This is a genomic window from Hahella ganghwensis DSM 17046 (genome assembly GCF_000376785.1).
Classification (GTDB): Bacteria; Pseudomonadota; Gammaproteobacteria; order Pseudomonadales; family Oleiphilaceae; genus Hahella; species Hahella ganghwensis.
Genome location: NZ_AQXX01000116.1, coordinates 1 through 24,735, shown reverse-complemented (window position 1 = coordinate 24,735; position 24,735 = coordinate 1). Strand labels below are relative to the sequence as shown.

The window sequence follows — 24,735 nt, the reverse complement described above, 5'->3', positions numbered from 1 at the left end:
ATGTCTTTCCTGTCAGGGCGATTGAATTTTAATTATTTGTGCTTGTCCGAATTCTGACGCATGTAGCTCATCGCCCAGCCCCTTAACCCGAATCCAGTAGGTTTTACCGGGCTCAAGCAGCACATTGGCGTAAGTGTTATCCAATTGGTATTCGCGGATGACCCGGTTGAAATTTTCGTCTTCCGCCAGTTGTACATGGTAGCCCTTGGCATCAGGAACGGTTTTCCAGAATACTTTGGCCTGTTCATCCAGATAGTTTACGGCGATGACTTCTGTCATCAGTAACTGTCCCTGGATAGTTAGCGGTCGGGCAGGGCTATAGTTAAAGTTGTCACCCCCGACGAGGGTGACAACCCGCCAAAAGTACTTTCCCGCAGCAAGGGGCCTGTCACTCTGTGTGCTGTCCGTGGCTGAGAATGGCGTGCGCGAATAAAGTTCCAGAAATTGCGAGTCGCGGGAAATTTCCAGGCTGCTCAGCATGTAAGGAGATTCCACCTTCCAGCGAAACATGGGAGAAGGAGTATTCAGAAATGCATCCGACAGTGGCTGCAACAATTTGGCTGGCGTGGCTTTCTGTTCCACTCTGAATTTCACTTCTGTATCGACCCCTTCGAGGTCGTCAGCGGCAATCCCCCTAATACGCAGGCGGTATTCACCATTATTCAGTCGGGGGAGTTCTATATTCGGTGATTCAATCCGTTCCGCCAGTATCGGCAGCGAATCCGGCTCGTCAGAATACAGTTCCACACGGTAAGCAACGGCACCGTCCAGCAATGACCAGCTCAAGCGGAAAGGCATTTCCGACATGGTGCCGGGGGCTTTTACATCCGGCGCTGGCAACAGCGGCAGTTCGTCAAAGGAAATGGATTCGGATATAACAGCACCCTGGCCTTTGGTCAGTGTTCTGGAGGTCACATTGTTGGAGACTTCGACGATGCCCTTGGTCACCTCAGTCACGGTGACAGTGGCCGTGACATTCATCCGAAACGCAGTGCCCCTGACTGCCGCCACGGCAGAGGGCGTGGTCACTTCATAGCGGGCTGCCGGGCCTTTCCGGGGAGTGACATTGGTCTCGATGGAGCCTTTGAGCAGCCGGAATCGGGTATCCACCATGCCGGTATCACTGAAATGCGTCAGTGTGTTGAAGATCACAATGGATTGATAAGCGACAGACAGAGAGCTTCCGTCGGCAAATTTTACCCTTGCCTGACCCTCTTGGGTTTTCAGTTCGTCGCCAATATTCAGTTTGTTGCCGGGGAGGGCGGGAATATAGTTTGTTGTATGGGCGCGACGTAACCAGACTTCCCCCTGAGTGATCGTCAGAGTGGCCGGCTGAGGGTAGTGTTTCAGCCAGGCGACAGGAATGTTGACCAGTGTACCGGCTTTCAGTATGCCGCTGCCGTCAAATTTGTTGTAGCGAACCAGTGCATCCCAACGACGATCTGGCATCAGGTACTTCTGTGCGATGGATTGCAGGGTGTCATTGGGCCGTGCTGTGTAAACCCAATCCTGATGAGGATCATTGGCCAGGGCTGTATTGCCTGCCAGGAGCACCAGGCTGAAGAGCAGAGCTTGGAGTATTCGCTTCATAAGCTACCCGTCCGTAACGTCATTTTAACAGGACAGTCGACAGCCAATTCCCTGGTCTAGTGATAATCTGATAAGGAGCGTGCGCGGTTTGTCGTATCAATCTGCGTCCTCCAATCGGTATCCATGCTGATAAATGGTTTTGATCCGGAACCCGTTTTCCGGTTTGATTCCGAGCTTGCGGCGCAGTCGGCTCATGTGAGTGTCGACTGTGCGTGTGTTGATATCGCTATTGACTCCCCAGACTCTCTCCAGCAGATATTTGCGGGACAGCAAACGGCCTTTGTTTTCAAACAGGAACGTCGTTAGTTCAAAATCCTTGTCCGTCAGTGTCAGGGGCTCGTCATGAAGATGGATGGTGCGTCTTTTGTGGTTGATACGAAACGGGCCGAAAGTTTCTTCCTCGGATTGTGAGGTTTCTTTCTGGTTACGGCGTACCAACGCACGCAGACGTGCCAGCAGCTCACCGGGACGAGCCGGTTTGACCATATAGTCGTCGGCGCCGGCCTGAAGGGCATTGATGATGTCCTCTTCAGCTTCCCGTTGGGTCAAAAACAGCACAGGAATCGGCCAGTCCAGTTGCTGGCGGAGTTTTCTCAATGCGTCGATACCCTCCATATCGGGTAACTGCCAATCCATGATCAACAAATCAAAGCTGTCATGGGTGACCGCGTAGAGAAAGTCTTTTCCGGTGCTGTAGTGTTTGCACATAATCTCAGAATCTTTCAAATGACCGAGTAATTGCTCAGCCAGGTTCGGGTCGTCTTCCAGAAGCGCTATCTTCATCATGTTCATTTATTGGTTTGAGTAGTGGTAGATAAAGTTATTGTCTTAAGTACAGACAAGTTATTGTTGTTTTTTCACTATTTTATTGTGGCAGCAATTATCCGTATTCGCTATTTTTTACCCGAAATTGATAAAAAATGCGGCCACACATCCTGGAAACACTTTATCGCCATTTCACAGTTCACTACCAGACTAATAAATAAACAACTTCTTTATGTAAGGAACTGCAAAGCTTTGTGTCGGTTGAGGTGAAATTCCGCGTCAGCGATTTAAGGCCAGACTCTTGGGACACCGCATGCCTCTGTGGTCTACAATATAAGTCAATTCTAGACTGTCTGGTTTCATTCCTGGCCAGGTAGCTCATTTCCGGCCTATGCCTGTGAATAATGAATGGAATTTGCCAGCGGATCTTACACATAACCTTTTGAATAAAATCATGACTATCCAACAAACGATCGAAGATACTTTGACCCGGGACTTCCAGCCCTCTCATCTGGAAGTGATTAACGAAAGCCATATGCATAGCGTACCACCGAACTCTGAAACACATTTCAAGGTGGTGCTGGTCAGCGATCAGTTCGATGGGCTGCGCTCAGTCCAGCGTCACCAGAAAGTTTACGGTGCGCTCAGAGAGCAAATGCAGAATGGCGTTCACGCTTTGGCCTTACATACCTATACGGCTGGAGAGTGGGTAGAAGCAGGGAATGCTCCGGATTCACCCAATTGTATGGGTGGCAGTAAACACGACAAAACTGTCTGATCTATCCTTCATTCGATCATTGAGCATCGATAACAGAGGTCTATTAAAACAGATCAATAAAACCTGATTTATAAAAAAGTTGATCTATAAAAACAACCATTTACCTGAAAGCGATAGAACATGAGCCAGTTTTTCCAGATACACCCGGAAAACCCACAACCGCGCCTGATAAAGCAGGCATGTGAAATAATCCGCAAAGGGGGCGTTGCTGTTTACCCCACGGATTCAGGATACGCCCTCGGTTGTGCCATCGGGGAAAAGTCCGCTGCGGAGCGGATCAAGTCCATTCGTCGACTGGACGACAAGCACAATTTCACTTTGGTGTGCAGTGACCTGAGTGAGCTTGCCACCTATGCCAAGGTCGGCAACACTGAGTTCCGGTTGATCAAGAGCACCACGCCGGGCGCATACACTTTTATCCTCAGCGCTACGTCAGAAGTTCCCAGGCGGCTGATTCACCCGAAACGTCGCCAGATTGGTATCCGGGTGCCTGACAACGAAATATGTCGTGAACTGTTGCGGGAGTTAGGCGAGCCAATCATGAGCGTGACGCTGATCCTGCCGGGGGATGAGCTTCCCATGACCGATCCCTATGATATTCGCGAAACCCTGGAGCATCAGGTGGATGTGATTATTGATGGAGGATATTGCGGTATGGAGCCGACCACAGTGATCGATATGTCGGATGAAGTACCCGCGCTTATTCGACGCGGAGCCGGAGATCCGACTCCGTTTGAAAGCTAGCTTAATCGCCGGGTCAGTGGCTTTCTAAACTGAAATTGAAAAGCCTCTGGCCGGCTGGTTTTCTGTTAGAGTTTCTTCAGATCTAGGCTGACTTTTCGACAGGTTGGAAAACCGGGTCGTGAGGTCTTGCAAGGAGTTATTGCCGGGATCTGTCGAAATCAGCGAATCGAAAATATTGTTACTGCTACCATAAGTCTGGCGAATGTTCAGGTTGTTCTGAATATAGTCCAGTGTTGGCTGATTCTGACTGATACGCAGATAGCGGTGCTTGAAGTCCGGATTCCGGTTAATGTCCTGCTCAATATTGTTCCGGGTTTCTTCAGGGAGATTGGCATTGAGCCGGATCGCACCATGTTCGTCACGAAACAGCTGAATTCCCGTCCTTGGATTGGCGCCATACTCGGCAAGCTTTTGCCTGATCGTCGTCTGGATATAGGCAGTGTCTTGCCCCAGTAACTGCTTGAATTCACTCACCGAAAGTCTGGGTTTCTGTTCCTCAGCTGCCTGTCCGGACAGTTGAATTTGCGGATAGTTGATCTCCTCAACTGGCGGCTGGACCTTCTGTTCTGCCGATTTGGCGGGTGGTTTCAGGCCATCGTAAGCTTGCTGGCCATAGTCGACAAGAGTGCGAATAAGACCCATGTGAATCATCCTGTATCAATGCTGTTGAAGAAAAAGTGACGGTTCTTTGTCGTGTTGGAGGGAGTGTTTCAAGTTTTGTGCCAGGGGCGGCGGCGATGGGGAGCTAAACCAGTCTTCAGAGTTGATGAAGGCAAAATTGAGATTCTGTTTTTGGGGTTGGTTAAATTTTGTTCTATAGTTGTTTGGGCGATAAGTTGTTAAGGATATCGACATGGAACATGGGCAATTATTTCAGCATCAGTCCATAGACCTCTGCCCCTTTCTACCTCCATGACTAGACCATGTTTGCTTCTCTTAATCTCTCTGAAATGGCAAATCTCCAGTATGACTTGGAAGGTGATCTGATGGATGTATTCACTCAATTTAACCGGAAAAATATTCAGGACAGGCAAATAGATACTTTAATTGGCTTAAGCAAAGGTCTAATCGCCGACGGTAAAGTCAATCAATCCGAAGCTGAGTTTCTACAAACATGGTTAGTTCAAAACCGGGCCGCTTCTGATAACCCGATCATTATAAATCTGCTGGAAAAAGTCAGCGCAATGCTGGAAGACGGCATGTTAGACGAAGAGGAATCGGCCGAACTTTTGGGGATTCTTAGACGAGTGTCCGGTGAGGATTCCTGTTTGGGGGAAGCTGCAAAAACGACCACTCTGCCAATTATTGATCCCATGCCCCCCTTAATATTTGAAGATCACTCATTTCTTTTTACAGGCACATGCGCGTTTGGTTCACGAAAACAGTGCCAGGAAGCCACCAGGGCACTGGGTGGTCTGGTTTCGACGAGCGTTACTAAGAACCTGGATTATCTAGTGATAGGAACCTATGTCACAGATAGTTGGGTACATGAAACCTTTGGTCGGAAAATCGAGAAGGCTGTTGAATATCGGGAGAGTGGTGTACCGATAGCGATTGTTACTGAGGAGCATTGGGCTGGTTCTGGTGGGCTAGTAGGATAGTTGCAAAAATACTCGAAAGAAACGCGTAGAAAGTGGCTGATAATAGCTTAGGGGTGGGAGAGTCAATGCAGACTGACCCAGATGACTTTTATGTCAAGGTTGATGGTTCTGAGCTTGATACCGCCTATTGGGTGATTCGTGCAGTATCTAAGCAAAGGGCTGAAGAGCTGCTACAGGAAGCGACAGAAGAGCTTGTATTGGGCAACACTGAAATTATTGGAATCCAGCCCTATGTGATTGGTGAGCTGATTAAGAATGAAGCCGTGACACCACGAGTCAGTGAAATGTCTGCCAAGATTGGTGAGGTAGACGATGTTCAGTTAGCAGCTTGGATATCGTCGAAAGGCAGGCTTTGGTAAGAATGTAAACAGGAATCTGACTCGCAGGGTCAGACCCCTGGTAGATTATTAGCTATTGCCGGCTAGAAGTGGCGTTGGATGGATAATTTTCTCTCAGGAGACAACGTGAATTATTGCCGAATAAGGTAATCACAACGCTCTGGACCTGTGAAAGAGTGCGATAAGCTTTTTGCGAAAGCTCCAATTAGCCTTCAAAAGATACGAATCCCGATATTCCCAGAAGAAAGCGTGTGATCAATTTTCATTCTTGAGCACAGCTCGACCTCTCTGAAAAAATAGCAATAGTGTAATTGATCGGCTTAGTGAAGATGGGAGTATGGTTACGAACAATATGGTAATGCTTACGGTACATGGATTCTACCCTGTTTGAGTCCTTGAGTTGGGTGTCCCCCAGAGACAATGAAACCCGCCTTTCTTCGTCCTTTAACCCTTCCTTAACCATCAACCGATTTAAATGGGGATCTCCTCATGATCTCCTTTGGAGCGAGGTGGAAATAAACTGCAACTGCCTTGATAGAAATCAAGCTAACGCTTGTAGGTGGCTGCGGCCAAATCTTTAACGTTTCGCTTGATACTGATGGCTTTAAATACAGAGTCGTTAGGGGGATGAAGTGTTAATTTCTCCTATATAGCTCGTAACTTGTGGAAGAGAAAATGTCGGAAGTTAGTTTTAGTGAGTATTTATTAATAATACTTTCGTTGGTCGCTATAAACTTATTCCTAACTTGTGTTATTCACCGGGTTTGGGGGCGAAAGCTTAGAACGAAGATTATCTCTAATGGTGGGGTGAAAATCTCTACCTCTTGTGGTGAGTACACGCTGGATTCTGCTCGTAATAAACTGGTGTACAGATTAAGAGAACAAAAACAGTGGTCTGTACTGGATATGGATAGCGTTGTAAGTATAAAAGCCTGCAGAGATAAGAGTCCTTGTTCTTTGATTGAGTTATTTATCACTGGCTGGAATATTTGGGATTTTGCCAAGCGTTATCGAGATATTATGCATACCTCGTCAATTTGCCTAACACTTGTCGGTGGCCAAAGTGTCGAGTTAATGAAGTTAAAACAAATTGAACAGAGGGAGTGGTGGCAGTTTCAATCACTTCATGACCTTAAGCTATCAATATTGAAGGTATTGAAGCTATACCAGCCAATTAATAAGGTTGAGCAAGAACTGATTGTCCGCATATGTTATGAATTTTCTGCGTGTGGATTAGTAATAGAAAAAGCAGATGCATTATAAGTGAGCTCTCTCTTGAGAAACCTGTAATTCCCGATCTTCCCAGAAGAAAGCATGTGATCATTTTTCATTCTTAAGCACGGCTCGACCTCTCAGAAAAATAGCAATAGACTATAAATTCCTCAAACACCAAGGATGGATCGGATGATGAATAAGGGACTCTTTTTCGCTTTCAGTTTTATTCTTTTTACCACTTCTTTTTCAGCCCGTGCGGAGCTGTTTCCTTTTGAAGAAGGTACTTCGGCCACCTTTGCTGCCGGGGTTCTGTCTGATGAAGGGAAATACGCTGTCGCCTGGTATAACGGCCATGTTGGCGGATGGATGATCGATAATCTCGGCCGGGAATATTCGCCAATTCAAATCAACGATTCCGTCTTTGGAATAGAGCCCAGCCAGATTCTTGCCATGCCCCACGGACAGTTTTTGATTGTTCACAATAAGCTTAGCGAAAATGGGAGCGGGGGTTACGGCCAGCTATACAATGCTGACGGCACACTACTGGGGCTGACCGTTTATCTGACGCCGACGGTTGCTGAAGAGTCTGATGCCATTGGCGATGTATGGAGTGCTTCGTTACCAGATGGGAATGTTGTGGTGGCTTGGTCTGAGCATGTTCAGAATCTGGAAGACAGCCATCCGGAGCGCTCGAATGTCTATGCCCAGCTATACAGTCCCAGTTTGCTCAGAATAGGTGATGTCATTGAAGTCAGCACGGGCCATAGTGGGCAAGGGCGGGGGAAACTGAAGAACGACGTTCGTGTGGCAGCCTTCGATGATGGGGACTTTGTTGTCACCTTTCAGGCAAAGAATCAGTTCTATGGTCGGCGTTTTCGTCAGTCGGGATATCCGAAAACAGATCGGGAATTCAGAATCGGAAATCACGCACAGGCTGATCTGGAATCCAGGATACTAGCCCTTTCCAATTCCCGCTATGTGTTTGCCTGGTCGGTAGGTGGGCCCCGTCATCCGTTGAAATCCTATCTACAGGTTCTTAATGGTGAAGATCAGCGCTTGGGTAACCCGGTGGTTTTAAATCATAAGGGTAATACCGCTGTAGAAATTGAAAGTCTGGCAAAGCGTTCAACACGGCACTTTTGGGTGACCTACAGCGATAAAAAACCAGGAAGCTACACTTTCAAACTGGCAACACAGCCGTATAGACTCGAAGTGGACGATACACTGACATCACTACTGAATAACGAAGGCATTCAACTCGCCGATGATGTTAGTGGTTATGATGAAGGCACCGAGAACAACATTCCCCGTCGAAAAGGCCTTCTGCTCAACTACCGCAGTAATCACTATGTGAGCATTTACAATGGCCGCATCGATTTAAGTGATGTTGACTGGTTTGAAGGACTTCTAGGGGAGCAGTTTGGGAGTGGTGGCTGTCGCGATTTTGATGAGAGTTGGACGGAACTGTGTCCGGTGGCGGCGCCTGTACTAAGGGAGTAGACGGGCGCAGCTCTCACTGGTCTGAATACTGTGTCGAGCTTCATAGAAGCTCACAGTGCATGGGTTGGTCATTACTGAGGCGAACCTAATTGCAGAGAGGCACCTAGGATTGCCCCTTTAAATAAATACAGGCAAACAGAACAGGCTGTTTGTCTGTTGAAGATTCTCTAGTGGATTCATTTTTTAAATAAGTGAAGGGTTGTCAAGTTAGATGACGCTTACTAATGATTTGCAGCTAGAAACTCTGCCAGAGGCAATGTGCTGCGTACATGTAAGTAACGACAATCGAAAGGATCGAAGATGCCTGATATAGTCATTCCCATTGTATTTCCTGATTACCTTATTGCGGTCAATATTCCCAAACAGAAAATCAAAATCCCTGATCTGCTTCCAGGCATTGATATTCTCCCGGACCATTTTGAAACGGCCGAATCCAAAAACAAAGTACCTGAGCTTGGACATGCCGGGATTCTATTTATAAACGGGGCGAGGGGAACAACCAAATACTATGAATATGGACGTTATGGCGGTAGCCTGGGAGCGACTCGTCGCCGTCCAATCAAAGATGTTATTATCGGTGCAGGAGGCCATCCTACCAAGGCAAGTCTGAGCTATACACTCAGCCAGATTTCGGCCAAGGCTGGACAAAACGGACGAATCTTGGGAGCTTATATTGAAGTATCCGGTCAGTATCAGGCAATGCTGGATTACGCTGGAAATCGTGTAAAGGAAAACGCTAATCCAAATCGAGCTCCATACGGCCTATTTACCAACAGTTGTGTACACTTTATGAAAGGTGTGCTGGATGCCGCCGGTGTGGATACGCCGTTCATGATCGACCCACGACCAAATTCCTATATTGAGGAATTACGTAGTGATTTTCCTGCCCTTGATTATTCCAAGGCGGCTCATCGTCTGGAAGTGGAAGATGGTCCGGCGTCCTTTGCAAGCCATGTGACAAGTCAACCTGCGGTAGCTTAATTATGAGAATTCTAATCCTTTTATTTGTTCTAATGATATCCGCCTGCTCTGTGGAAGTGTCAGAGACTCCTGTAGAGCCGCCCAGAGAAGGCCCAGAAGGCAGCTGGTGGCTTGGTGGAGCCGACGGTGGGGCATTTGTGGATGTCCAGGATGATGCCAATCCCAACGATAACCTGTATCAGGGAACGGTTTATGAGGATTCCGAGCTGTTAGAGGTTTGGTATCAGGGGCGGCTCAAGCTGGTTGGTGCTCTCGAGTTCTCGCCTGATAATCATGATCACTACCAGTTCTGGGATGGCGAGCGCTTGTATTTGACGGAAGGCAGCTATCTCGAGCCATTGGACCCGTTTCCAGAGCCTTAAGGACGACTAGATAGTGAAAGGAGGGCATGGTTTGCCCTCCTTTTGAAAGGCTCTACACAAAATCCGGCACTAAGTCAGAGACAAAGTCGCTATATTGCTCTCTCATTGGCAACTCCATGTCTGCTTTTAGGCGGTTCCGTGTTGCTGTAACTCGCTCGCCGCTAATTGGATTCAAAGCGTCCTTTTCGTAAGACTCCCAGTACACGCCAACGCCTCGCTTCTGCCAATTAGGCAAATCATTGAAGTTAATACCCTTCTGAAATAAGAGTTCATTTTTTTCGGCAACAGATTTTTTCTGCAGAGCTATAGCTGCTTCATCCGGAGAGTGTCCCTCTTTTCTCAGACTCCAGTAACAGTGGGCGTTAAGCGCATTTCTGTGAGCATCCTCATTTCTCCAGCGAAAGTAGTCGATCACCAGCTTCTTGTTTGGTAGTTGGCATATCCGGCTATCAAACGCACCGATGTCGCTAAGTAAAAGACTGAATTTAGCGCTGGCCTCTCCGGCGAGAATGGAATTGATCTTGCGCTCTTTTCTTTCAAAGGTGTTTTCTCTTGGGTCTAGCAGAAGCGAAATTTCGTCGCTTTGTGTGTACCCATAGAGTACTTTGAAACCGCATTGCATAAGGTGTTTAACGGTCTCAACCATCATATCGCGGAAGTTTACATCGTAGGGTGATTCAAATTGATGCTTCTCTTTGGTTAATTTCGTAAAGCACCGCCCATCAATTCGTGCCACGATGTAGATTTCTGGTAGCACGCAGTGATCATGTGCTGTTTCGTAAACTCTTAACTTTTTGTCCAGTTCGTTAAATTTCATACTGCCATTCTTCTACGGTAAAGCTTCCGTTATTTCTAGTGACATAATAGAGAGCGTCAAACCCTTCTGAGAGAGCGGGAAGCTCTAATTTGTTGTATGTGCCTCTTATTCCTGCTTCAGGAATACATTCTTTGCCTTGACGGCTTTTATTGTATTGAAGACATTCGTCCAATTTTGATGAAAAGTAATAACCGACGATTTCGAAGTGATGCTTTTTGAACTCTTCAATATATCGGCAGCGATCAGATTGAGTTGGATTGGTATTGTCGATAACAACAGGTTGTTTGGCCAATAAACAAGCCTGTAATAGAATTTTTTCTCTATGCCTTGTCTTGAGCATATCCATGCTGAGACGAATATGGGTCTTTGAAAAATTGGCCTGGTAAAAAGTTGATTTACCACTGGCTTGTAACCCACAAAATATCACACCTTTCACAATTGGTTCTCTTAATTATCAATATTTCCACGGAGTATTTATCACTGGGCTTATCTGTTCCGAGTGGCAAATTTGCATCATACAGCAAGGTTGGTCTGGATACTTTCCCCGTCTGTGTTAGCATCCGCTGTTTGGTACACAGATTGAATTTGAATGTAACGGATGGTTGTTTTGGCTGAAACCTTTTATTGGCATGATTACGAAACCTGGGGAGCAGATCCTATGCGTGACAGACCGGCGCAGTTTGCCGGTATTCGAACGGATATGGACCTGAATATCATTGAAGAACCCCTGGTGATTTATTGTCGCCCGGCAGATGATGTGCTTCCGCATCCGGAGGCTTGTCTGATTACCGGGATCACGCCGCAGAAGGCTTTGTCTGAAGGGCTGTCGGAAGCTGAGTTCATCGCCAGGATACACGAACAGATGTCCCGCCCGGGAACCTGTGTGGCGGGGTATAACAACATCCGCTTTGACGATGAAGTCACCCGTCAGACTCTGTATCGTAACTTTTACGATCCATATGCCCGGGAATGGCAGAACGGTAACTCCCGCTGGGATGTGATCGATATGGTGCGTCTGGCCTATGCGTTGAGACCGGAAGGTATTCAATGGCCCATGAACGAGGAGGGCTTTCCCAGCTTTCGTCTGGAAGAGCTGACCGCCGCCAACGGTATTGCTCATGAGGCGGCGCACGATGCCATGTCGGATGTTTATGCCACAATTGCGATGGCCAAGCTCATCAAGGAAAAACAACCCCGTCTATTTGATTACGTATTCCGGAATCGTGGCAAGAGGGCATTAGGGGCGATGGTGGATGTGGACAATATGAAGCCCATATTCCATGTGTCATCGAAATTCCCCGCCAGACTGGGATGTTGTGCCATGGTCGTCCCTCTGGCCATGCACCCCACCAATCCTAATGGGGTGATCGTTTATGACTTGCGAGAAGACCCTCGGGCCTGGGTGAACCTGTCCGTCGATGAAATTCGTGCGCGGATTTTTGTTTCCAATGATGACCTGCCGCCTGGTGCTTCCCGCATTCCTCTGAAAGTGGTTCATCTCAATAAATGTCCGATTCTGGTAGAAAGTAAAATTCTGAAAACGGCTGACCCGGAGCGGTTGCGTGAGTTCCAACTGGATGGCGACCAATTGCGTCAGCACCTGGAGTGGATTCGCAGTGTTTCAGGTATTGGAGCAAAAGTGACTGAAGTATTCGGTGAGCAGCCGAGCTCCGAGACCCGCGACCCGGATTTGATGCTGTATAGCGGAGGTTTTTTCAGTTCCAGTGATAAAGAGAAGATGGATTTTATTCGTCAGCAGCCTCCGGAAGTTCTGGCAGAACTGGATTTGCCCTTCCAGGATGCTCGCATTCCCGAAATGCTGTTCCGTTACCGGGCACGCAACTATCCGGATACCATGATGGAAGAGGAAATGGAGCGGTGGGAGCGTTATCGATATCAGCGCCTGAATCAAGCTGGAACCGGTATGCTGACGTTTGAAGAATATTTTAATCGTTTGCAGGCTTTAGCTTCAGAGCCTGAAAGGACCGCCGGAGAGTTGGCGATCCTTCAGGATCTTCAGCTATATGGAGAATCAATTTTTCCGATGGACTTGTAGTCTTCCTGACTCTGACTAGCCCTATGGGACTTACCAGCCTGTCGGAGTTGGCAGTTCCTCAGAACTAATTTCCTGCCGGAAACAGATCATTGGAGTTCAGCCACTGTTGGCGGCTTTCAATGATCTGCAGGTTTTCCCTGGATACCAGTGGCACCGCCTTCGTATCGCCACTGTCTGCTGGCACAGTGGTCAAAAGCATTGCCTGCCTGTTTTCAATAAAATGTTGTCGATAGTAGGCGAGGAGTGTTTCTTTATCCATCCCCTGAACCAGTGAGGCAATCTGCTCCCGGGTATCAAACTGGAAGTTTTTCACATCGATCTCGGTCCAGTAGCGATCCGATCTTTGTTCAAGTGTCTTGTCGGATTCGGATAAACGGGTAACCAGTGCTTCCTTGTGTTTTTCAAACTCTGCCTCTGGCAACTGATTCAGAATGTCTGCAAAACGGTTGATAAAGTTGTTGGTCGCATCGTGAATCTGCTCGGCAGAGTGGGAGGGTGACTGGACAATAAACGCCAGTGCCGGAACATCCAGCAGGGTATACGGGGTTGCGAAAACCACATATCCCATCTGTGCCTGGGTGCGGATTTCGTTGTAGTACAGAGGTCCGATAATCTGAGACAAGAGGCCAAAAGACGCTCTGTCCTGGTATGACTTGGAAGGTCCTTGAAGATAGTACAGGTAGGCAGTATCCTGGTGTTGAGTCGGTACTGCCTCGAACCAATCTGGGCGCTGAATATCAATCACCTGACTTTTTTCAACGTCCACAATATTGGCATTCTGCAGAAGTTTGGTTCTGATCACTTCGGAGGCTTCAAGAGCCTGCTCAGAAGAAATATTGCCGTGTGCCAGGGTCACCAGATTGAAGGCGTTCCAGAAAGTGGGGATAAACTGGGATAGCTGTTCCTGGTCAATATTGTTCAATGCTGCCAGTTGTTCTTCTTCTGTCCAGTAAGGTTGCAGTAACTTGCTTCTGGCTTCGCTGGCAAGCCTTTCAAATGGCTTGTCTTTGCTTGTGTTGCGTAGTTCCCTCTGCAGGTCCCGCTTAAACTGGGCAAACCGTTCTGGTTTGATCTCCAGGTTTTGCAGAGTGGCAAGGATACGCTCCAGCAATACAGGTTGTTTTTCACTGAAGCCATCAATTCTCAGGGTGATGCCCCTCAAATGGCGGTAAAGTTTAAAGTCCAACCCTGCCAGATAGGCGGGATAACTGAACTCTGACAGCGCATCCTTAGCCAGGGTGACATACATCTCTGTGAGTACCAGGTCTTTGGCACTGACGTTTGCCATAGGGGAGCGGACACTCAGGTAAAAGCTTGATTTTGGCGAACCGAAGGAAATGTCTTTGGCATACCAGGCATCGTAGCCTTCATAGCTGGCCAGCAGTTCAGGTGATTCCATGCCTGCACCGGTCTGGAGTTCCAGATTGGTGGGAATGAAATCGTTGGCCGTCGGCATTTGGATGTCAGCATCTGGGTTGCGGGTGCTGATATATTGAACATCTTCTTGCGAGAGAGGCTTGATCGAGAAGGGAACGTTGTACCAGGGTTCGGTACGATCAGTTTCTACATTCGGAGCCACCATGATTGCCAGCATGTTGTCGGCAGTCAGGTAATCGGCAAAGTTTTTGATAACCTTTGGATCAAAATCGTCCATTGAGTATGGGGCCTTGAGAACCTCATGCGCCTCAAAGTCCTGAAGGCGGCTGGCCAGGCTGCTGACATAGTGAATGGGGGCGGATTTATCCTGGAAGCGGAAGCTGATATCCAGCATTTTGGCTTGTTCGTCAAAGCGCCACTGATCGATTCCTTCCTGCTTCATCTGTTCGATGTAAGTCAGGGTGTCGCGGATGATATCCAGGTATTGTTGGCGACCCTTTTCGGTAAGGGAAACGGATACGCTCAGAACAGATCCGTCATCTTCACTGGTGAACAGACCTGCGGATAAGCCTTCTGCCAGTTGTCTGGATTTCAGCCAGGACAGTAGACTGCCTTCGCCCTCGTGACCGATCAGGTTGGTCAGGTAATAAACCGGCTTGGCATGATAGTAGGGTTCTGTAGGAGGCATGGAGAACAGCATTGATAATGCCCGTTTCTCTTTGACCGGCTTAATGGAGACCAGTTTCGGGCCTTCCTCATTGGAAAATACTGGAGGACGGGGGCTTTCTTCTTTCACGTCCCGCTTTTTGATGGCGCTGAATTTGGCGCGGACCGTTGATTCCAGAGTATCCAGATCATCTTTGCCATACACGACAAGTTTCATATGATCAGAGGAATAATGTTCTTCATAGAACTTGAGCAGATCGTCTTTGACTGCGCTGCCTTCACGATCGGCCAGTGTGTCCAGGTTGCCGACGGCGAATTTGGCCATGGGATGGTCCTGATTGACGGCTTGTTTCACAACCGCGAAGAAGCGGCGGCCGTCATCCATGATCTTAGACGTATACTCGGAATGGACTGCGTTTTTCTCCCTATCCACGTATTCTTCTGAAAACAGGGGAGCGACAAATTGCTGGCTGAACCGATCCAGTGCTGGTTCAAGGTAGTCAGCGTCCACATCAAAAAAGTAATTGGTGTGTTCAAAGGCCGTGAAGGCGTTGTGATTGCCTCCATTGCGATTGATGAATGACTGATATTCATCGGGCTCAGGATATTTTTCTGTGCCCAAGAACAACATGTGTTCCAGGAAGTGAGCGAGACCTTCCCGACCTTTGGGGTCATCGCCGCTACCGACGTCCACATCCAAAGCGGCTGCTGCTTTGTCTGTCTCGGGATCTGAGATCAGCATTGCCTGCAGCCCGTTGTCCAGAGTAATCGCGCGGTATTCTCTGCTATCGCTGGGGCTTTTGATTATAGTGTCTGAGGTTGAGGTATCCATCACTTCCATCGTAGTTGTGAGGCTGCTACATGCGGTGAGCATCAGGATCGACGCCATGGTGCCCAGAAGAAATCCAACATACTTATGTGCTTTGCGCATGGTTAATTAATAGCCTTTCTTCAGTATAGGGGGTTTGCCAGTGTCGGCTAGTATCGGTTATGAATGATTACGCAGTTCTGACAGGAAAGCGTTTAATTGGTTCGAATAACTTCACATCTTTATTCGGTTACTCGATGTGCTCTACGAAAAGCGGAAGTGTTCCACAAAACTGAGTTGCAATGCTTTCCTTTGTCGGATGGCCGACTAATGCGGTTTACCTGCGGATTCCGGGTGATCCATGCTGTCTAGAGCCGCCCGGGCAATTTGCCTGGCCTGATCAAGTGTGCCCCCCGTGCTCAAGCCGTCAATGGCGATCAATGCCTGTTCGGCGATATAGCGAGACTGTTCGATGGTCGAAAACTCGGTTCTGAATGCCTGGTCAATAGCGTCGTAGACACTCTGGATGTTTTTCTGGGTGTCGTCGGTTTCGGTAGATACGTCGTTTAGTGCTCTCAGGCAGGCTTTGGCAATTTTGATGTAACGTTCGTCTTTGTTGGTCATTTTTCAGGCCCTGGACTTCATTCGCAAATTTCGGCGCAGTATACCACAGAGGCACTCGGCTCAGGGCTTAATATGGCGTAACTAAATAAGTAGAGTATTTACTCCTATTTCCGGTGAGCGAGGCGATCTGTCAGGAAACTGTGGAGCCACTCCAACTCTGGGCTTGAGCCAGGTCACAATTGAGCCATTGCTCTAATAAATACCATGAGTTTTTCCAAGCGGATCAGTAGACTTATAGTCGGATTGGGGGCGCGAACGGGAAGCGTTTCCGGAGCCGGTTAGAGAAGTCTGTTTAATTGATCCGGATATTCGCTTGATTTCCGCGCTGTATTACAAATCTTTGCCATAATTACAAAGCAGGGTCTGCAGACCCAAATAAAAATAATAGCCCGTTGAATGTCCTGACCGGATGCAGAGAGGTGAGCCTATCGCTCCAGTAGCAGCCGGCAAGGCGAATCTTTCCAGCGACTCAGTCAGGTCAGTCGGGTTCTTGGCAAATCCCAAACAAGCATACTGACATTAACCAGGATGGGGTTGATATGAACTACTTCGTAACAGGTGGCACCGGTTTTATCGGGCGATTTTTTATTCCTAAACTCTTGGCTCGTGGCGGTACCGTATACATGCTGGTCCGCGAGTCTTCTCTGGAAAAACTGGATCTTATGAGAGTTGCATGGAATGCAAAACCCGAACAAGTGGTCGGGATTGTCGGCGATCTTGGTGAAAAGTTGCTGGGTATCAGCGATAAAGACCAGGCGATGCTGAAGGGTAAGGTGGATCACTTTTTCCATCTGGCCGCCATATACGATATGAAAGCTTCGGCTGAAGAGCAGGAAGTGGCCAATGTGGAAGGCACACGAAATGCTGTACAACTGGCAGAAGCTCTGGAGGCCAAATGCTTCCAGCACGTGAGTTCTATTGCAGCGGCGGGTCTCTATCGGGGGATTTTCCGCGAGGACATGTTTGAAGAAGCTGAAAAGCTGGATAATCCTTATTTGCGAACCAAACATGAGTCCGAAAAAGTCGTTCGCAAAGAGTGCCAGGTTCCCTGGCGGGTATACCGGCCCGGTATGGTGGTTGGCCATTCTGAAACCGGTGAGATGGACAAGATTGACGGTCCCTACTATTTCTTCAAATTAATCCAGAAGCTCCGTAATACCTTGCCTCAATGGGTGCCGACTGTGGGTATCGAAGGGGGAAGGATCAATATCGTTCCTGTGGATTTTGTGGTAAATGCCATGGACCATATTGCCCATATTGATGGAGAGGATGGGAAGTGCTTCCATCTGACGGACCCTGATCCCATGAAGGTTGGAGAAGTTCTCAACACCTTTGCCGAGGCCGGTCATGCGCCCCGTATGGCGATGAGAATTGATTCCCGGATGTTCGGCTTCATTCCTCCTATGATTCGACAGGGGGTCGCTAAGCTACCCCCCATTCAGCGCATGAAAAATGCGGTGATGAGCGATCTTGGGATTCCTGATGAAGTCATGAGCTTTATTAATTATCCAACGAAGTTTGATAGCCGCGAAACAGAGCGCCTGCTCAAAGATACCGATATTGCTGTACCTCGTTTGCAGGACTACGCTCCGGCCATTTGGGATTACTGGGAGCGTCATCTTGACCCGGATCTTTACAAAGACCGTACCCTGAAGGGGGCCGTGAAAGGACGTGTGTGCGTGATTACCGGTGCTACTTCCGGCATTGGTTTGGCCACTGCGGAATCTATGGCAGAGGCTGGAGCTAAAGTCTGTATTGCCGCACGGACACAGGAAAAGCTGGACGAGGTTCGTAAACAGCTGGAAGAGAAAGGTGGAGAGATCTATGCCTATCAGGTAGATGTTTCCAACATGGAAGACTGTGACCGCTTCGTAGCCGAGGTATTGAAAGATCACGGTCATGTGGACGTGCTTGTCAATAATGCCGGGAGAAGCATCCGTCGTTCCATTCACTTGGCATTCGACCGCTTCCATGATTTCGAGCGCACAATGCAGCTCAATTACTTCGGTTCATTACGCCTGATTATGGGGTTTGCACCAGGAATGTTGGAGCGCCGTCGTGGTCATATAGTCAATATATCGTCCATCGGCGTGCTGACCAACGCCCCCAGGTTTTCAGCCTATGTGGCATCAAAAGCAGCGCTTGATGCGTTCTCCCGCTGTGCCGCAGCGGAGTTCTCTGACCGCAATGTGACGTTTACCACGATCAATATGCCATTGGTCAAAACCCCAATGATCAGCCCCACCAAAATCTACGACTCTGTTCCGACATTGACACCGGAAGAGGCGGCAGATCTGGTTGCTGAGGCAATCATTCAGCGGCCTAAGCGGATTGCCACCCGGTTGGGTGTCTTTGCACAGGTGTTGCACGCTCTGGCTCCTAAATTCGGAGAGATTATTATGAATACCGGTTTCCGAATGTTCCCGGATTCCTCGGCGGCCACCGGTGAGAAAGAGGAGAAGCCCAAAGTCTCTACCGAACAGGTGGCCTTCGCGGCGTTGATGCGCGGGATACATTGGTAAAACTGTCCTCGCTCTGTCACCAAAGCCCTGTATAGTAGCAGGGCTTTTTTATTTCAAATTGAAGATGTTAGGATGAAAAGAGAGCGACAGGGAGGTGTGCAGTCATCGCTGAGGGAATGGTAGAAAAAACTGATAGTGGAACCCTATTTTTGTTATTAATAATTTAAATGAAGTTATCGTAGGCAATAGGTTTTTCACAGGCTATGATAGCCGGATGTTTTTTCGAGCTTGCCCGTTCCTGAAAATTGGTGCCCGCTGGCAAGTCTGTTCTTTTCGAAGTTTTGTCAGGTCATTCGCCTCATCAACAATAACCCTGGGTATTTACTGATCAGCTCTGATCGTTCTTCGCGCAAGAGTAGGTTGGTCTCGGGTAGCTGTTGGTGGATAACCGGCAAAGCTGAGATTTAATAAGCAAAACAGTGGTAGAGGGCAATCTTTGCGCTGTCTTTGCTTGGTCAATTGATTTACACGACAACCTGATACTAAGGAGAAATTGTAATGGGTGTATTAGTAGGTAAACCTGCTCCGGATTTTGATGTACCAGCAGTTCTGGCTGACGGTCAGATCGTAGACAACTACAAGCTGTCAGAGAACATCAAAGGGAAATATGCCATCGTATTTTTCTATCCTCTGGACTTCACTTTCGTATGTCCTTCCGAGCTGATTGCTCTGGACAAGCGTATTCCTCAGTTCAAAGAGCGTGGTGTTGAGGTTATCGGTGTATCCATCGACTCTCACTTCACTCACAACGCATGGCGTAACACCCCGGTAGACAAGGGTGGTATCGGTCCTGTGAACTACGTTCTGGCTGCTGACATGAATCATGACATCTGCAAAGCGTTCGACGTTGAGTCTGAAGGCGGTGTTGCTTTCCGTGGCGCATTCCTGATCGACAAAGATGGTATGGTACGTTCTCAAATCGTGAACGATCTGCCTCTGGGCCGTAATATCGATGAGCTGGTTCGTCTGGTTGACGCTCTGCAATTCCACGAAGAACACGGCGAAGTATGCCCAGCTGGCTGGAAGAAAGGTGACAAAGGTATGGACGCTTCCCCAGAAGGTGTTGCTTCATATCTGTCACAAAACGCTGAAGCTCTGTAATAATAGAGTTGAAGGCTCTAATGCTTGGGCTTATGGTTCATTAATTAGAGCTGGTTCAGTGTAAAAAAGGCCGCATTTGCGGCCTTTTTTCATTCTGATCGTCTAATTGATCAGGCAATGTCTTCGTTATCCGTTGTCCATCCTCCCATTTCCTTCCAACTGTTGACGATTCCACAAAACAGCTCGGCGGTTTTCATGGTGTCATACTCCGCTGAATGAGCAGAGTTGTTGTCAAAAGAAATGCCGGCCAACTGACATGCCCTCGATAGCACTGTGTGGCCGTAAGCAAGAGCCGCCAGTGTCGCGGTATCAAAGGTGGAAAATGGATGGAAGGGATTGCGTTTTATTTCGGCACGTTCAGCGGCAGCGAACATAAAGGAGTGGTCGAAAGTTGCGTTATGTCCAACAAGTATTGCCCGGTTGCAGCCGTGAGCCTTGATGGATTTGCGAATGGGTCGAAACATTTCCGTCAGGACATCCCGCTCAGATTTCGCGTTACGCAGAGGGTTGAAAGGATCTATGCCGGTGAACTCCAATGCGGCGGTTTCAATGTTCGCTCCTTCGAAGGGCTCAACATTGAAACTGACGGGATCTTCCGGGTAGAGCAGACCTTGTTCATCCATATTGATAATGACGGCGGAAATTTCCAGCAGGGCATCAGTCTTGGCGTTGAAGCCTGCGGTTTCCACATCTACCACGACCGGTAGGAAGCCCCGGAATCTCAGGGCTAAAGGAGTTTTTGGTTGGTTCTGTGTTTCTGACACTTGATATCCGGATTCTGTCTTGTGGGTGATAGTATTCGTATCTGGTTATAGTGTTTGTATCTTAGGGCGTGAGGCATTGTAAGAGCCGTCGGCCCAGGGTACCAGAATATAACGAATGTTTTTCAAAGGCTCATTATGGGATTATAACAATTCAGCCTTCCAGGAAATGGTTTCACCTGCGCCAAAGGGAATGATGGTGCTGTCAGCCAGCGGCATCTTTTCCGGGATTTGCCAGTCGCCCCTCTGTAGCCGGATTTTTCCACTATTCACCGGCAGGTTGTAGAACTCAGGGCCATGAAGGCTGGCAAAACCTTCCAGTTTGTCCAGAGCACCCAGCTCGTCGAAGGCTTTGGCATAAAGCTCTATTGCTGCTGGAGCTGTGAAGCAACCTGCGCAGCCGCATGCGGCTTCTTTCTTTTCTTTTGGGTGTGGGGCCGAGTCGGTTCCCAGGAAAAACTTCTTGCTGCCTGAAGCTACGGCGTCCAGCAACGCCTGTTGGTGGGTAGACCGTTTGAGGATTGGCAGGCAGTAAAAGTGAGGACGAATGCCGCCCACCAGCATGTGATTTCTATTATAGAGCAGGTGATGTGCCGTGATTGTGGCGGCAACGTTATCCCCGGCGCTTTGGACAAACTTGGCAGCATCACCGGTAGTGATGTGTTCAAGAACGATTTTAAGATTGGGGAATCGTTGCGTCAGTGGCGCGAGAACTTCATCGAGGAAGCGCTTTTCCCTATCGAAAATATCCACTTCATTGTGCACAACCTCGCCATGAACCAACAGTGGCATTCCAACCTCAGACATTTTTTCCAGGGTCGGATAAATCGCAGTGATATCGGTCACACCGGCATCTGAGTTTGTTGTTGCCCCCGCCGGGTAGAGTTTGCATCCAAAAATCTGACCACTGTCTTTTGCGGCTTGAATATCTTCCGGGGAAGTGACATTGGTCAGGTAAAGTGTCATGAGCGGCTCAAAGTCCCGGTCAGCCGGAATCTGTTGTGCGATACGCTCCCGATAGGCCAGGGCCTGTTCTGTGGTGGTTACCGGTGGTACCAGATTGGGCATGATAATCGCCCTTTTGAAAATTCTGGCGGTTGCGGCAACAGTGGTGGCCAGAGCCTGGCCGTCACGAAGATGTAAATGCCAGTCATCGGGCTGAATAATGTCAATATAATCAGTCATGGATAGCCTATTCCGGAAGTGAATCTGTCAGGGCATTGAATCAAGGGGATAGGAGTATACCAGATTGGGAGGCGGTTCACTCGGGGCTATTACTGTATGCTGGACTGATTAGCTGGCTGAGCTACTTTCGGCAATATAACGATAAAATTGGAAACAGAAATATAGTAAAGAATATTGGCGGCTTGCCGATAAGGTACTAGGTGCATTGGAAAGCGTACATCATCAATATGATTTGCAGAATCCGGCTTCTCAGGATGCCGATTACAAAAACAGCCGTGCTGCTCCTGGGTTTTCTTCTGATGGCCCTGGTTGCTGCAACATCTCGAGCAAGTCTGACTTTTTCTGCAGGTATAGAAAATAGTCAATGGTACTTGTCGTCTTCTATTTTTGAATGTTCTCTGACTCATAATATTCCCCGATACGGTAGGGCCGTGTTTTTTCACGAGGCTGGTGAGAATCTCCAGTTTTATCTTTCTACGCCGCGCAATCCCATGCGCAAAGGGCAGGCCGCTCTGGTGCTGGAAGCTCCGACCTGGCGCCCTGGATCAATGGTCACTGATTTGGGATACGTCGCTGTAGCACAACAAACCCGCCCGATCAGTGTGGGGCAGTCGAAAGCATCTCAAATGATGGACAGTTTGCTCCAGGGGATGATGCCTACCTTTACCAGAAGAGCCAGATTTGGCGATGAGACTATTCGAGTTGAAGTGTCCTCGATCAACTTCAGCCAGTACTACGAAGATTACCTGACCTGCGTCGCGGGATTATTGCCGGTGAATTTCAGGCAGGTGGAAAGAACGGCGGTCTTTTTCAAGGTTGATGAGGCAGTGCTATCTGATTCGGACATACAGGCATTAGAAAAGGTCATACTGTATGTGAAGGCTGACCCCTCGGTGACGGCGATTTTTGTTGATGGTCACACCGATGTGACCGGTCGCCGAATATACAACCGAAGGTTATCAAAGGATCGGGCTGAAGCCGTAACTGACTATCTGATCACTGCCGGAATTTCGCCAGAAGTTATCACCACACGTTACCATGGTGAGCGCTATCCGGTTGTGGATAATCGCAAGCCGGAAAGTCTTGCCCGCAACCGTCGCACCACGGTCAGGCTCGAAAGAGGAACCAAGCCCCCGAAAGTAGATGACTCCGTTCTCGATATTACTGAAGAAGGGTCGTTTTAAGTTCTCTCAGTTCTGAGATTCATTGAAAAACGACCTGCGTTGCAGTGGCCGTTATTACAATAGCCCTAAAAGCTTCATTTGCTCCCTGCTATCTCCACTATATCGGCTGTTTTTGTCCTGCAACGGCTGCCTAACCAACGTTTTTCAACAGCCTGCTAGTCGAATACAGGGTAAGACGCTAAAATGGGCGCCTTTTCTTTTTGTGGGAGCTATCAAATGTCAGAGGTTAAAAAGGTCGTTCTTGCCTATTCAGGCGGGCTGGACACATCTGTAATTGCTAAATGGCTGCAGGAAACCTACCAATGTGAGGTTGTCACATTTACGGCAGATATTGGTCAGGGGGAAGAAGTTGAGCCTGCCCGCGCCAAAGCTGAAGCACTTGGTATCAAGCAGATTTACATTGACGACCTGCGGGAAGAGTTTGCCCGTGACTTTGTGTTCCCGATGTTTCGAGCCAACACCATCTATGAAGGTGAGTACTTGCTCGGCACTTCTATTGCTCGTCCATTGATCGCCAAGCGCCTGATTGAAATTGCCAACGAAACCGGTGCTGACGCGATATCTCACGGCGCGACCGGTAAGGGTAACGATCAGGTTCGTTTTGAGCTGGGCGCCTATGCACTCAAACCTGGTATCAAAGTTATCGCTCCCTGGCGTGAGTGGGATCTGACCTCCCGAGAGAAGCTGCTGGCATACTGTGATACTCATGGCATTCATGTCGAAAAGAAAAAAGGGAAGTCTCCATACTCTATGGATGCGAACCTGCTGCACATCTCCTACGAAGGTGACCTGCTGGAAGACCCATGGGCGGAGCCGGAAGAAGATATGTGGCGCTGGACGGTGTCACCTGAATCTGCTCCAGATAAGGCATCCTATATTGAGCTGACCTACCGCAAGGGTGATATCGTTGCGATTGACGGCGAAGAGATGGCGCCTCATGTGGTCATCGAGACTCTGAATAAGTTGGCTGGTGAAAATGGCATTGGTCGTCTGGATATCGTTGAGAACCGCTATGTGGGAATGAAATCCCGCGGCTGCTATGAAACGCCAGCCGGTACCATCATGATGCGCGGTCATCGTGCCATTGAGTCCATTACTCTGGACAAAGAGCTGGCTCATCTGAAAGACAGTATCATGCCGAAGTATGCTGAGCTGATCTACAACGGCTACTGGTGGTCACCTGAGCGTCTGGCACTGCAGAAGCTGATTGATGAATCCCAGGAGCATGTGAACGGTGTTGTTCGGATCAAGCTCTACAAAGGTAATGTCACGGTTGTTGGCCGTAAATCTGATGAGAGCCTGTTTGATGATCGTATTGCTACTTTTGAAGATGATGGTGGTGTGTACAACCAGCGCGACGCGGAAGGCTTCATCAAGCTGAATGCATTGAGGCTTCGTATTGCTGCTGATAAGGGACGCAGTATGAAGTAATCGCTCGATTGCGATAACTCAGGAAAAGAAAAAGCCCGCAAATGCGGCAATGCTGTTCACTTAAGTGTTTGAGTTAGCGCAGGGCTTAATAGAAAATCCAATGATGGAAACATCATCGGATTTTTTATGGATTTTCAGCAAGACCTGCTCGACCTCAGCGACCTCTTTAACTTCTCAGACCTCAGCTCATTTACTCAAAACATCCCCGTCGAATGGGTTGAATCTGCACTGCGTTTGAGTGCCTCCGCGACGATTAGAAGGCGCCGACTACCATCAGACCAAGTACTTTGGCTTGTCTTGGGGATGGCAATGTTTCGGGATGAACCCGT

At 48.5% G+C, this 24,735-nt stretch carries 23 protein-coding genes; 14 read left to right on the top strand and 9 right to left on the bottom strand.

Annotated features, from left to right (window positions below; all coding sequences use genetic code 11):
* Positions 1-12: 12 nt before the first annotated feature.
* On the bottom strand, positions 13-1,590 hold the full coding sequence (locus F566_RS0114275) for a FecR family protein (protein WP_020407679.1): 1,578 nt from the start codon (positions 1,588-1,590) through the stop codon (positions 13-15).
* 96 nt (positions 1,591-1,686) lie between these two features.
* A complete protein-coding gene (locus F566_RS0114270; RefSeq protein WP_342662549.1) occupies positions 1,687-2,376 on the bottom strand; it encodes a response regulator transcription factor in 690 nt (229 codons plus the stop codon).
* Between the two features lie 433 nt (positions 2,377-2,809).
* Between F566_RS0114270 and F566_RS0114265 the strand changes: the two genes are divergently transcribed.
* Together F566_RS0114265 and F566_RS0114260 are read left to right on the top strand one after the other, a co-directional pair.
* A complete protein-coding gene (locus tag F566_RS0114265; RefSeq protein WP_026180011.1) occupies positions 2,810-3,133 on the top strand; it encodes a BolA family protein in 324 nt (107 codons plus the stop codon).
* 120 nt (positions 3,134-3,253) lie between these two features.
* Positions 3,254-3,877: an L-threonylcarbamoyladenylate synthase gene (locus F566_RS0114260; RefSeq protein WP_020407676.1), complete on the top strand. Its 624-nt coding sequence runs from the start codon at positions 3,254-3,256 to the stop codon at positions 3,875-3,877.
* Positions 3,878-3,901: 24 nt separating this feature from the next.
* On the opposite strand, the gene F566_RS0114255 is transcribed toward F566_RS0114260, so the two are convergent.
* Positions 3,902-4,519, bottom strand: a complete 618-nt coding sequence (locus F566_RS0114255) for a hypothetical protein (RefSeq protein ID WP_020407675.1) — start codon at positions 4,517-4,519, stop codon at positions 3,902-3,904.
* 281 nt (positions 4,520-4,800) lie between these two features.
* On the opposite strand from F566_RS0114255, the gene F566_RS0114250 reads away from it, so the two are divergent.
* The 6 genes from F566_RS0114250 to F566_RS32940 all read left to right on the top strand — a co-directional run bounded on the left by F566_RS0114250 (position 4,801) and on the right by F566_RS32940 (position 9,874).
* Complete coding sequence (locus F566_RS0114250; protein WP_020407674.1) at positions 4,801-5,478, top strand: BRCT domain-containing protein; 678 nt, start codon at positions 4,801-4,803, stop codon at positions 5,476-5,478.
* Between the two features lie 65 nt (positions 5,479-5,543).
* Entirely contained in the window at positions 5,544-5,837 is a 294-nt protein-coding gene (locus tag F566_RS0114245) for a hypothetical protein (protein ID WP_020407673.1), read from the top strand.
* Between the two features lie 654 nt (positions 5,838-6,491).
* Positions 6,492-7,079 (top strand): hypothetical protein, encoded by a 588-nt coding sequence (locus F566_RS0114235; RefSeq protein ID WP_020407671.1) that lies wholly within the window; start codon positions 6,492-6,494, stop codon positions 7,077-7,079.
* A 141-nt stretch (positions 7,080-7,220) separates the two neighbouring features.
* Positions 7,221-8,531: a hypothetical protein gene (locus F566_RS0114230; RefSeq protein ID WP_020407670.1), complete on the top strand. Its 1,311-nt coding sequence runs from the start codon at positions 7,221-7,223 to the stop codon at positions 8,529-8,531.
* A 300-nt stretch (positions 8,532-8,831) separates the two neighbouring features.
* The gene (locus F566_RS32945; protein WP_020407669.1) at positions 8,832-9,512 is read left to right on the top strand and encodes a hypothetical protein; all 681 of its coding nucleotides are present in this window, start codon (positions 8,832-8,834) and stop codon (positions 9,510-9,512) included.
* Positions 9,513-9,514: 2 nt separating this feature from the next.
* On the top strand, positions 9,515-9,874 hold the full coding sequence (locus tag F566_RS32940; RefSeq protein ID WP_157496794.1) for a hypothetical protein: 360 nt from the start codon (positions 9,515-9,517) through the stop codon (positions 9,872-9,874).
* A 52-nt stretch (positions 9,875-9,926) separates the two neighbouring features.
* On the opposite strand, the gene F566_RS0114215 is transcribed toward F566_RS32940, so the two are convergent.
* The gene (locus tag F566_RS0114215; RefSeq protein WP_020407667.1) at positions 9,927-10,691 is read right to left on the bottom strand and encodes a tRNA(His) guanylyltransferase Thg1 family protein; all 765 of its coding nucleotides are present in this window, start codon (positions 10,689-10,691) and stop codon (positions 9,927-9,929) included.
* On the bottom strand, positions 10,681-11,127 hold the full coding sequence (locus F566_RS0114210; RefSeq protein WP_020407666.1) for an AAA family ATPase: 447 nt from the start codon (positions 11,125-11,127) through the stop codon (positions 10,681-10,683). The genes F566_RS0114215 and F566_RS0114210 overlap by 11 nt, the downstream gene beginning before the upstream one ends.
* 162 nt (positions 11,128-11,289) lie before the next feature.
* On the opposite strand from F566_RS0114210, the gene sbcB reads away from it, so the two are divergent.
* Entirely contained in the window at positions 11,290-12,747 is a 1,458-nt protein-coding gene (gene sbcB / locus F566_RS0114205; protein ID WP_020407665.1) for an exodeoxyribonuclease I, read from the top strand.
* Positions 12,748-12,811: 64 nt separating this feature from the next.
* On the opposite strand, the gene F566_RS0114200 is transcribed toward sbcB, so the two are convergent.
* Complete coding sequence (locus F566_RS0114200) at positions 12,812-15,721, bottom strand: insulinase family protein (protein ID WP_020407664.1); 2,910 nt, start codon at positions 15,719-15,721, stop codon at positions 12,812-12,814.
* Between the two features lie 204 nt (positions 15,722-15,925).
* Positions 15,926-16,222: a hypothetical protein gene (locus F566_RS32935; protein ID WP_020407663.1), complete on the bottom strand. Its 297-nt coding sequence runs from the start codon at positions 16,220-16,222 to the stop codon at positions 15,926-15,928.
* Positions 16,223-16,761: 539 nt separating this feature from the next.
* Here F566_RS32935 and F566_RS0114190 point away from each other — a divergent pair.
* Positions 16,762-18,744 (top strand): SDR family oxidoreductase, encoded by a 1,983-nt coding sequence (locus F566_RS0114190; RefSeq protein ID WP_020407662.1) that lies wholly within the window; start codon positions 16,762-16,764, stop codon positions 18,742-18,744.
* Positions 18,745-19,242: 498 nt separating this feature from the next.
* Positions 19,243-19,845, top strand: coding sequence for a peroxiredoxin (locus tag F566_RS0114185; RefSeq protein ID WP_020407661.1), 603 nt, complete (start codon positions 19,243-19,245; stop codon positions 19,843-19,845).
* Positions 19,846-19,955: 110 nt separating this feature from the next.
* On the opposite strand, the gene rnt is transcribed toward F566_RS0114185, so the two are convergent.
* Together rnt and pyrC are read right to left on the bottom strand one after the other, a co-directional pair.
* Positions 19,956-20,609 (bottom strand): ribonuclease T, encoded by a 654-nt coding sequence (gene rnt, locus F566_RS0114180; RefSeq protein ID WP_020407660.1) that lies wholly within the window; start codon positions 20,607-20,609, stop codon positions 19,956-19,958.
* A 141-nt stretch (positions 20,610-20,750) separates the two neighbouring features.
* Positions 20,751-21,791 (bottom strand): dihydroorotase, encoded by a 1,041-nt coding sequence (pyrC, locus tag F566_RS0114175; RefSeq protein WP_020407659.1) that lies wholly within the window; start codon positions 21,789-21,791, stop codon positions 20,751-20,753.
* Between the two features lie 254 nt (positions 21,792-22,045).
* Between pyrC and F566_RS0114170 the strand changes: the two genes are divergently transcribed.
* The 3 genes from F566_RS0114170 to F566_RS0114160 all read left to right on the top strand — a co-directional run.
* Positions 22,046-22,975, top strand: coding sequence for a flagellar protein MotY (locus tag F566_RS0114170; protein ID WP_020407658.1), 930 nt, complete (start codon positions 22,046-22,048; stop codon positions 22,973-22,975).
* A gap of 216 nt (positions 22,976-23,191) precedes the next feature.
* On the top strand, positions 23,192-24,406 hold the full coding sequence (locus tag F566_RS0114165; RefSeq protein WP_026180008.1) for an argininosuccinate synthase: 1,215 nt from the start codon (positions 23,192-23,194) through the stop codon (positions 24,404-24,406).
* A gap of 126 nt (positions 24,407-24,532) precedes the next feature.
* Positions 24,533-24,735, top strand: a 203-nt coding sequence (locus F566_RS0114160; protein WP_020405116.1) for a transposase domain-containing protein, incomplete at its 3' end; no start/stop codon positions are given.

Bases quoted from the DNA above. Each gene is read 5' to 3' on its own strand.
- F566_RS0114275 (WP_020407679.1), bottom strand. From the start codon at position 1,590: ATGAAGCGAATACTCCAAGCTCTGCTCTTCAGCCTGGTGCTCCTGGCA.
- F566_RS0114270 (WP_342662549.1), bottom strand. From the start codon at position 2,376: ATGATGAAGATAGCGCTTCTGGAAGACGACCCGAACCTGGCTGAGCAA.
- F566_RS0114265 (WP_026180011.1), top strand. From the start codon at position 2,810: ATGACTATCCAACAAACGATCGAAGATACTTTGACCCGGGACTTCCAG.
- F566_RS0114260 (WP_020407676.1), top strand. From the start codon at position 3,254: ATGAGCCAGTTTTTCCAGATACACCCGGAAAACCCACAACCGCGCCTG.
- F566_RS0114255 (WP_020407675.1), bottom strand. From the start codon at position 4,519: ATGGGTCTTATTCGCACTCTTGTCGACTATGGCCAGCAAGCTTACGAT.
- F566_RS0114250 (WP_020407674.1), top strand. From the start codon at position 4,801: ATGTTTGCTTCTCTTAATCTCTCTGAAATGGCAAATCTCCAGTATGAC.
- F566_RS0114245 (WP_020407673.1), top strand. From the start codon at position 5,544: ATGCAGACTGACCCAGATGACTTTTATGTCAAGGTTGATGGTTCTGAG.
- F566_RS0114235 (WP_020407671.1), top strand. From the start codon at position 6,492: ATGTCGGAAGTTAGTTTTAGTGAGTATTTATTAATAATACTTTCGTTG.
- F566_RS0114230 (WP_020407670.1), top strand. From the start codon at position 7,221: ATGATGAATAAGGGACTCTTTTTCGCTTTCAGTTTTATTCTTTTTACC.
- F566_RS32945 (WP_020407669.1), top strand. From the start codon at position 8,832: ATGCCTGATATAGTCATTCCCATTGTATTTCCTGATTACCTTATTGCG.
- F566_RS32940 (WP_157496794.1), top strand. From the start codon at position 9,515: ATGAGAATTCTAATCCTTTTATTTGTTCTAATGATATCCGCCTGCTCT.
- F566_RS0114215 (WP_020407667.1), bottom strand. From the start codon at position 10,691: ATGAAATTTAACGAACTGGACAAAAAGTTAAGAGTTTACGAAACAGCA.
- sbcB (WP_020407665.1), top strand. From the start codon at position 11,290: ATGGTTGTTTTGGCTGAAACCTTTTATTGGCATGATTACGAAACCTGG.
- F566_RS0114200 (WP_020407664.1), bottom strand. From the start codon at position 15,721: ATGCGCAAAGCACATAAGTATGTTGGATTTCTTCTGGGCACCATGGCG.
- F566_RS32935 (WP_020407663.1), bottom strand. From the start codon at position 16,222: ATGACCAACAAAGACGAACGTTACATCAAAATTGCCAAAGCCTGCCTG.
- F566_RS0114190 (WP_020407662.1), top strand. From the start codon at position 16,762: ATGAACTACTTCGTAACAGGTGGCACCGGTTTTATCGGGCGATTTTTT.
- F566_RS0114185 (WP_020407661.1), top strand. From the start codon at position 19,243: ATGGGTGTATTAGTAGGTAAACCTGCTCCGGATTTTGATGTACCAGCA.
- pyrC (WP_020407659.1), bottom strand. From the start codon at position 21,791: ATGACTGATTATATTGACATTATTCAGCCCGATGACTGGCATTTACAT.
- F566_RS0114170 (WP_020407658.1), top strand. From the start codon at position 22,046: ATGCCGATTACAAAAACAGCCGTGCTGCTCCTGGGTTTTCTTCTGATG.
- F566_RS0114165 (WP_026180008.1), top strand. From the start codon at position 23,192: ATGTCAGAGGTTAAAAAGGTCGTTCTTGCCTATTCAGGCGGGCTGGAC.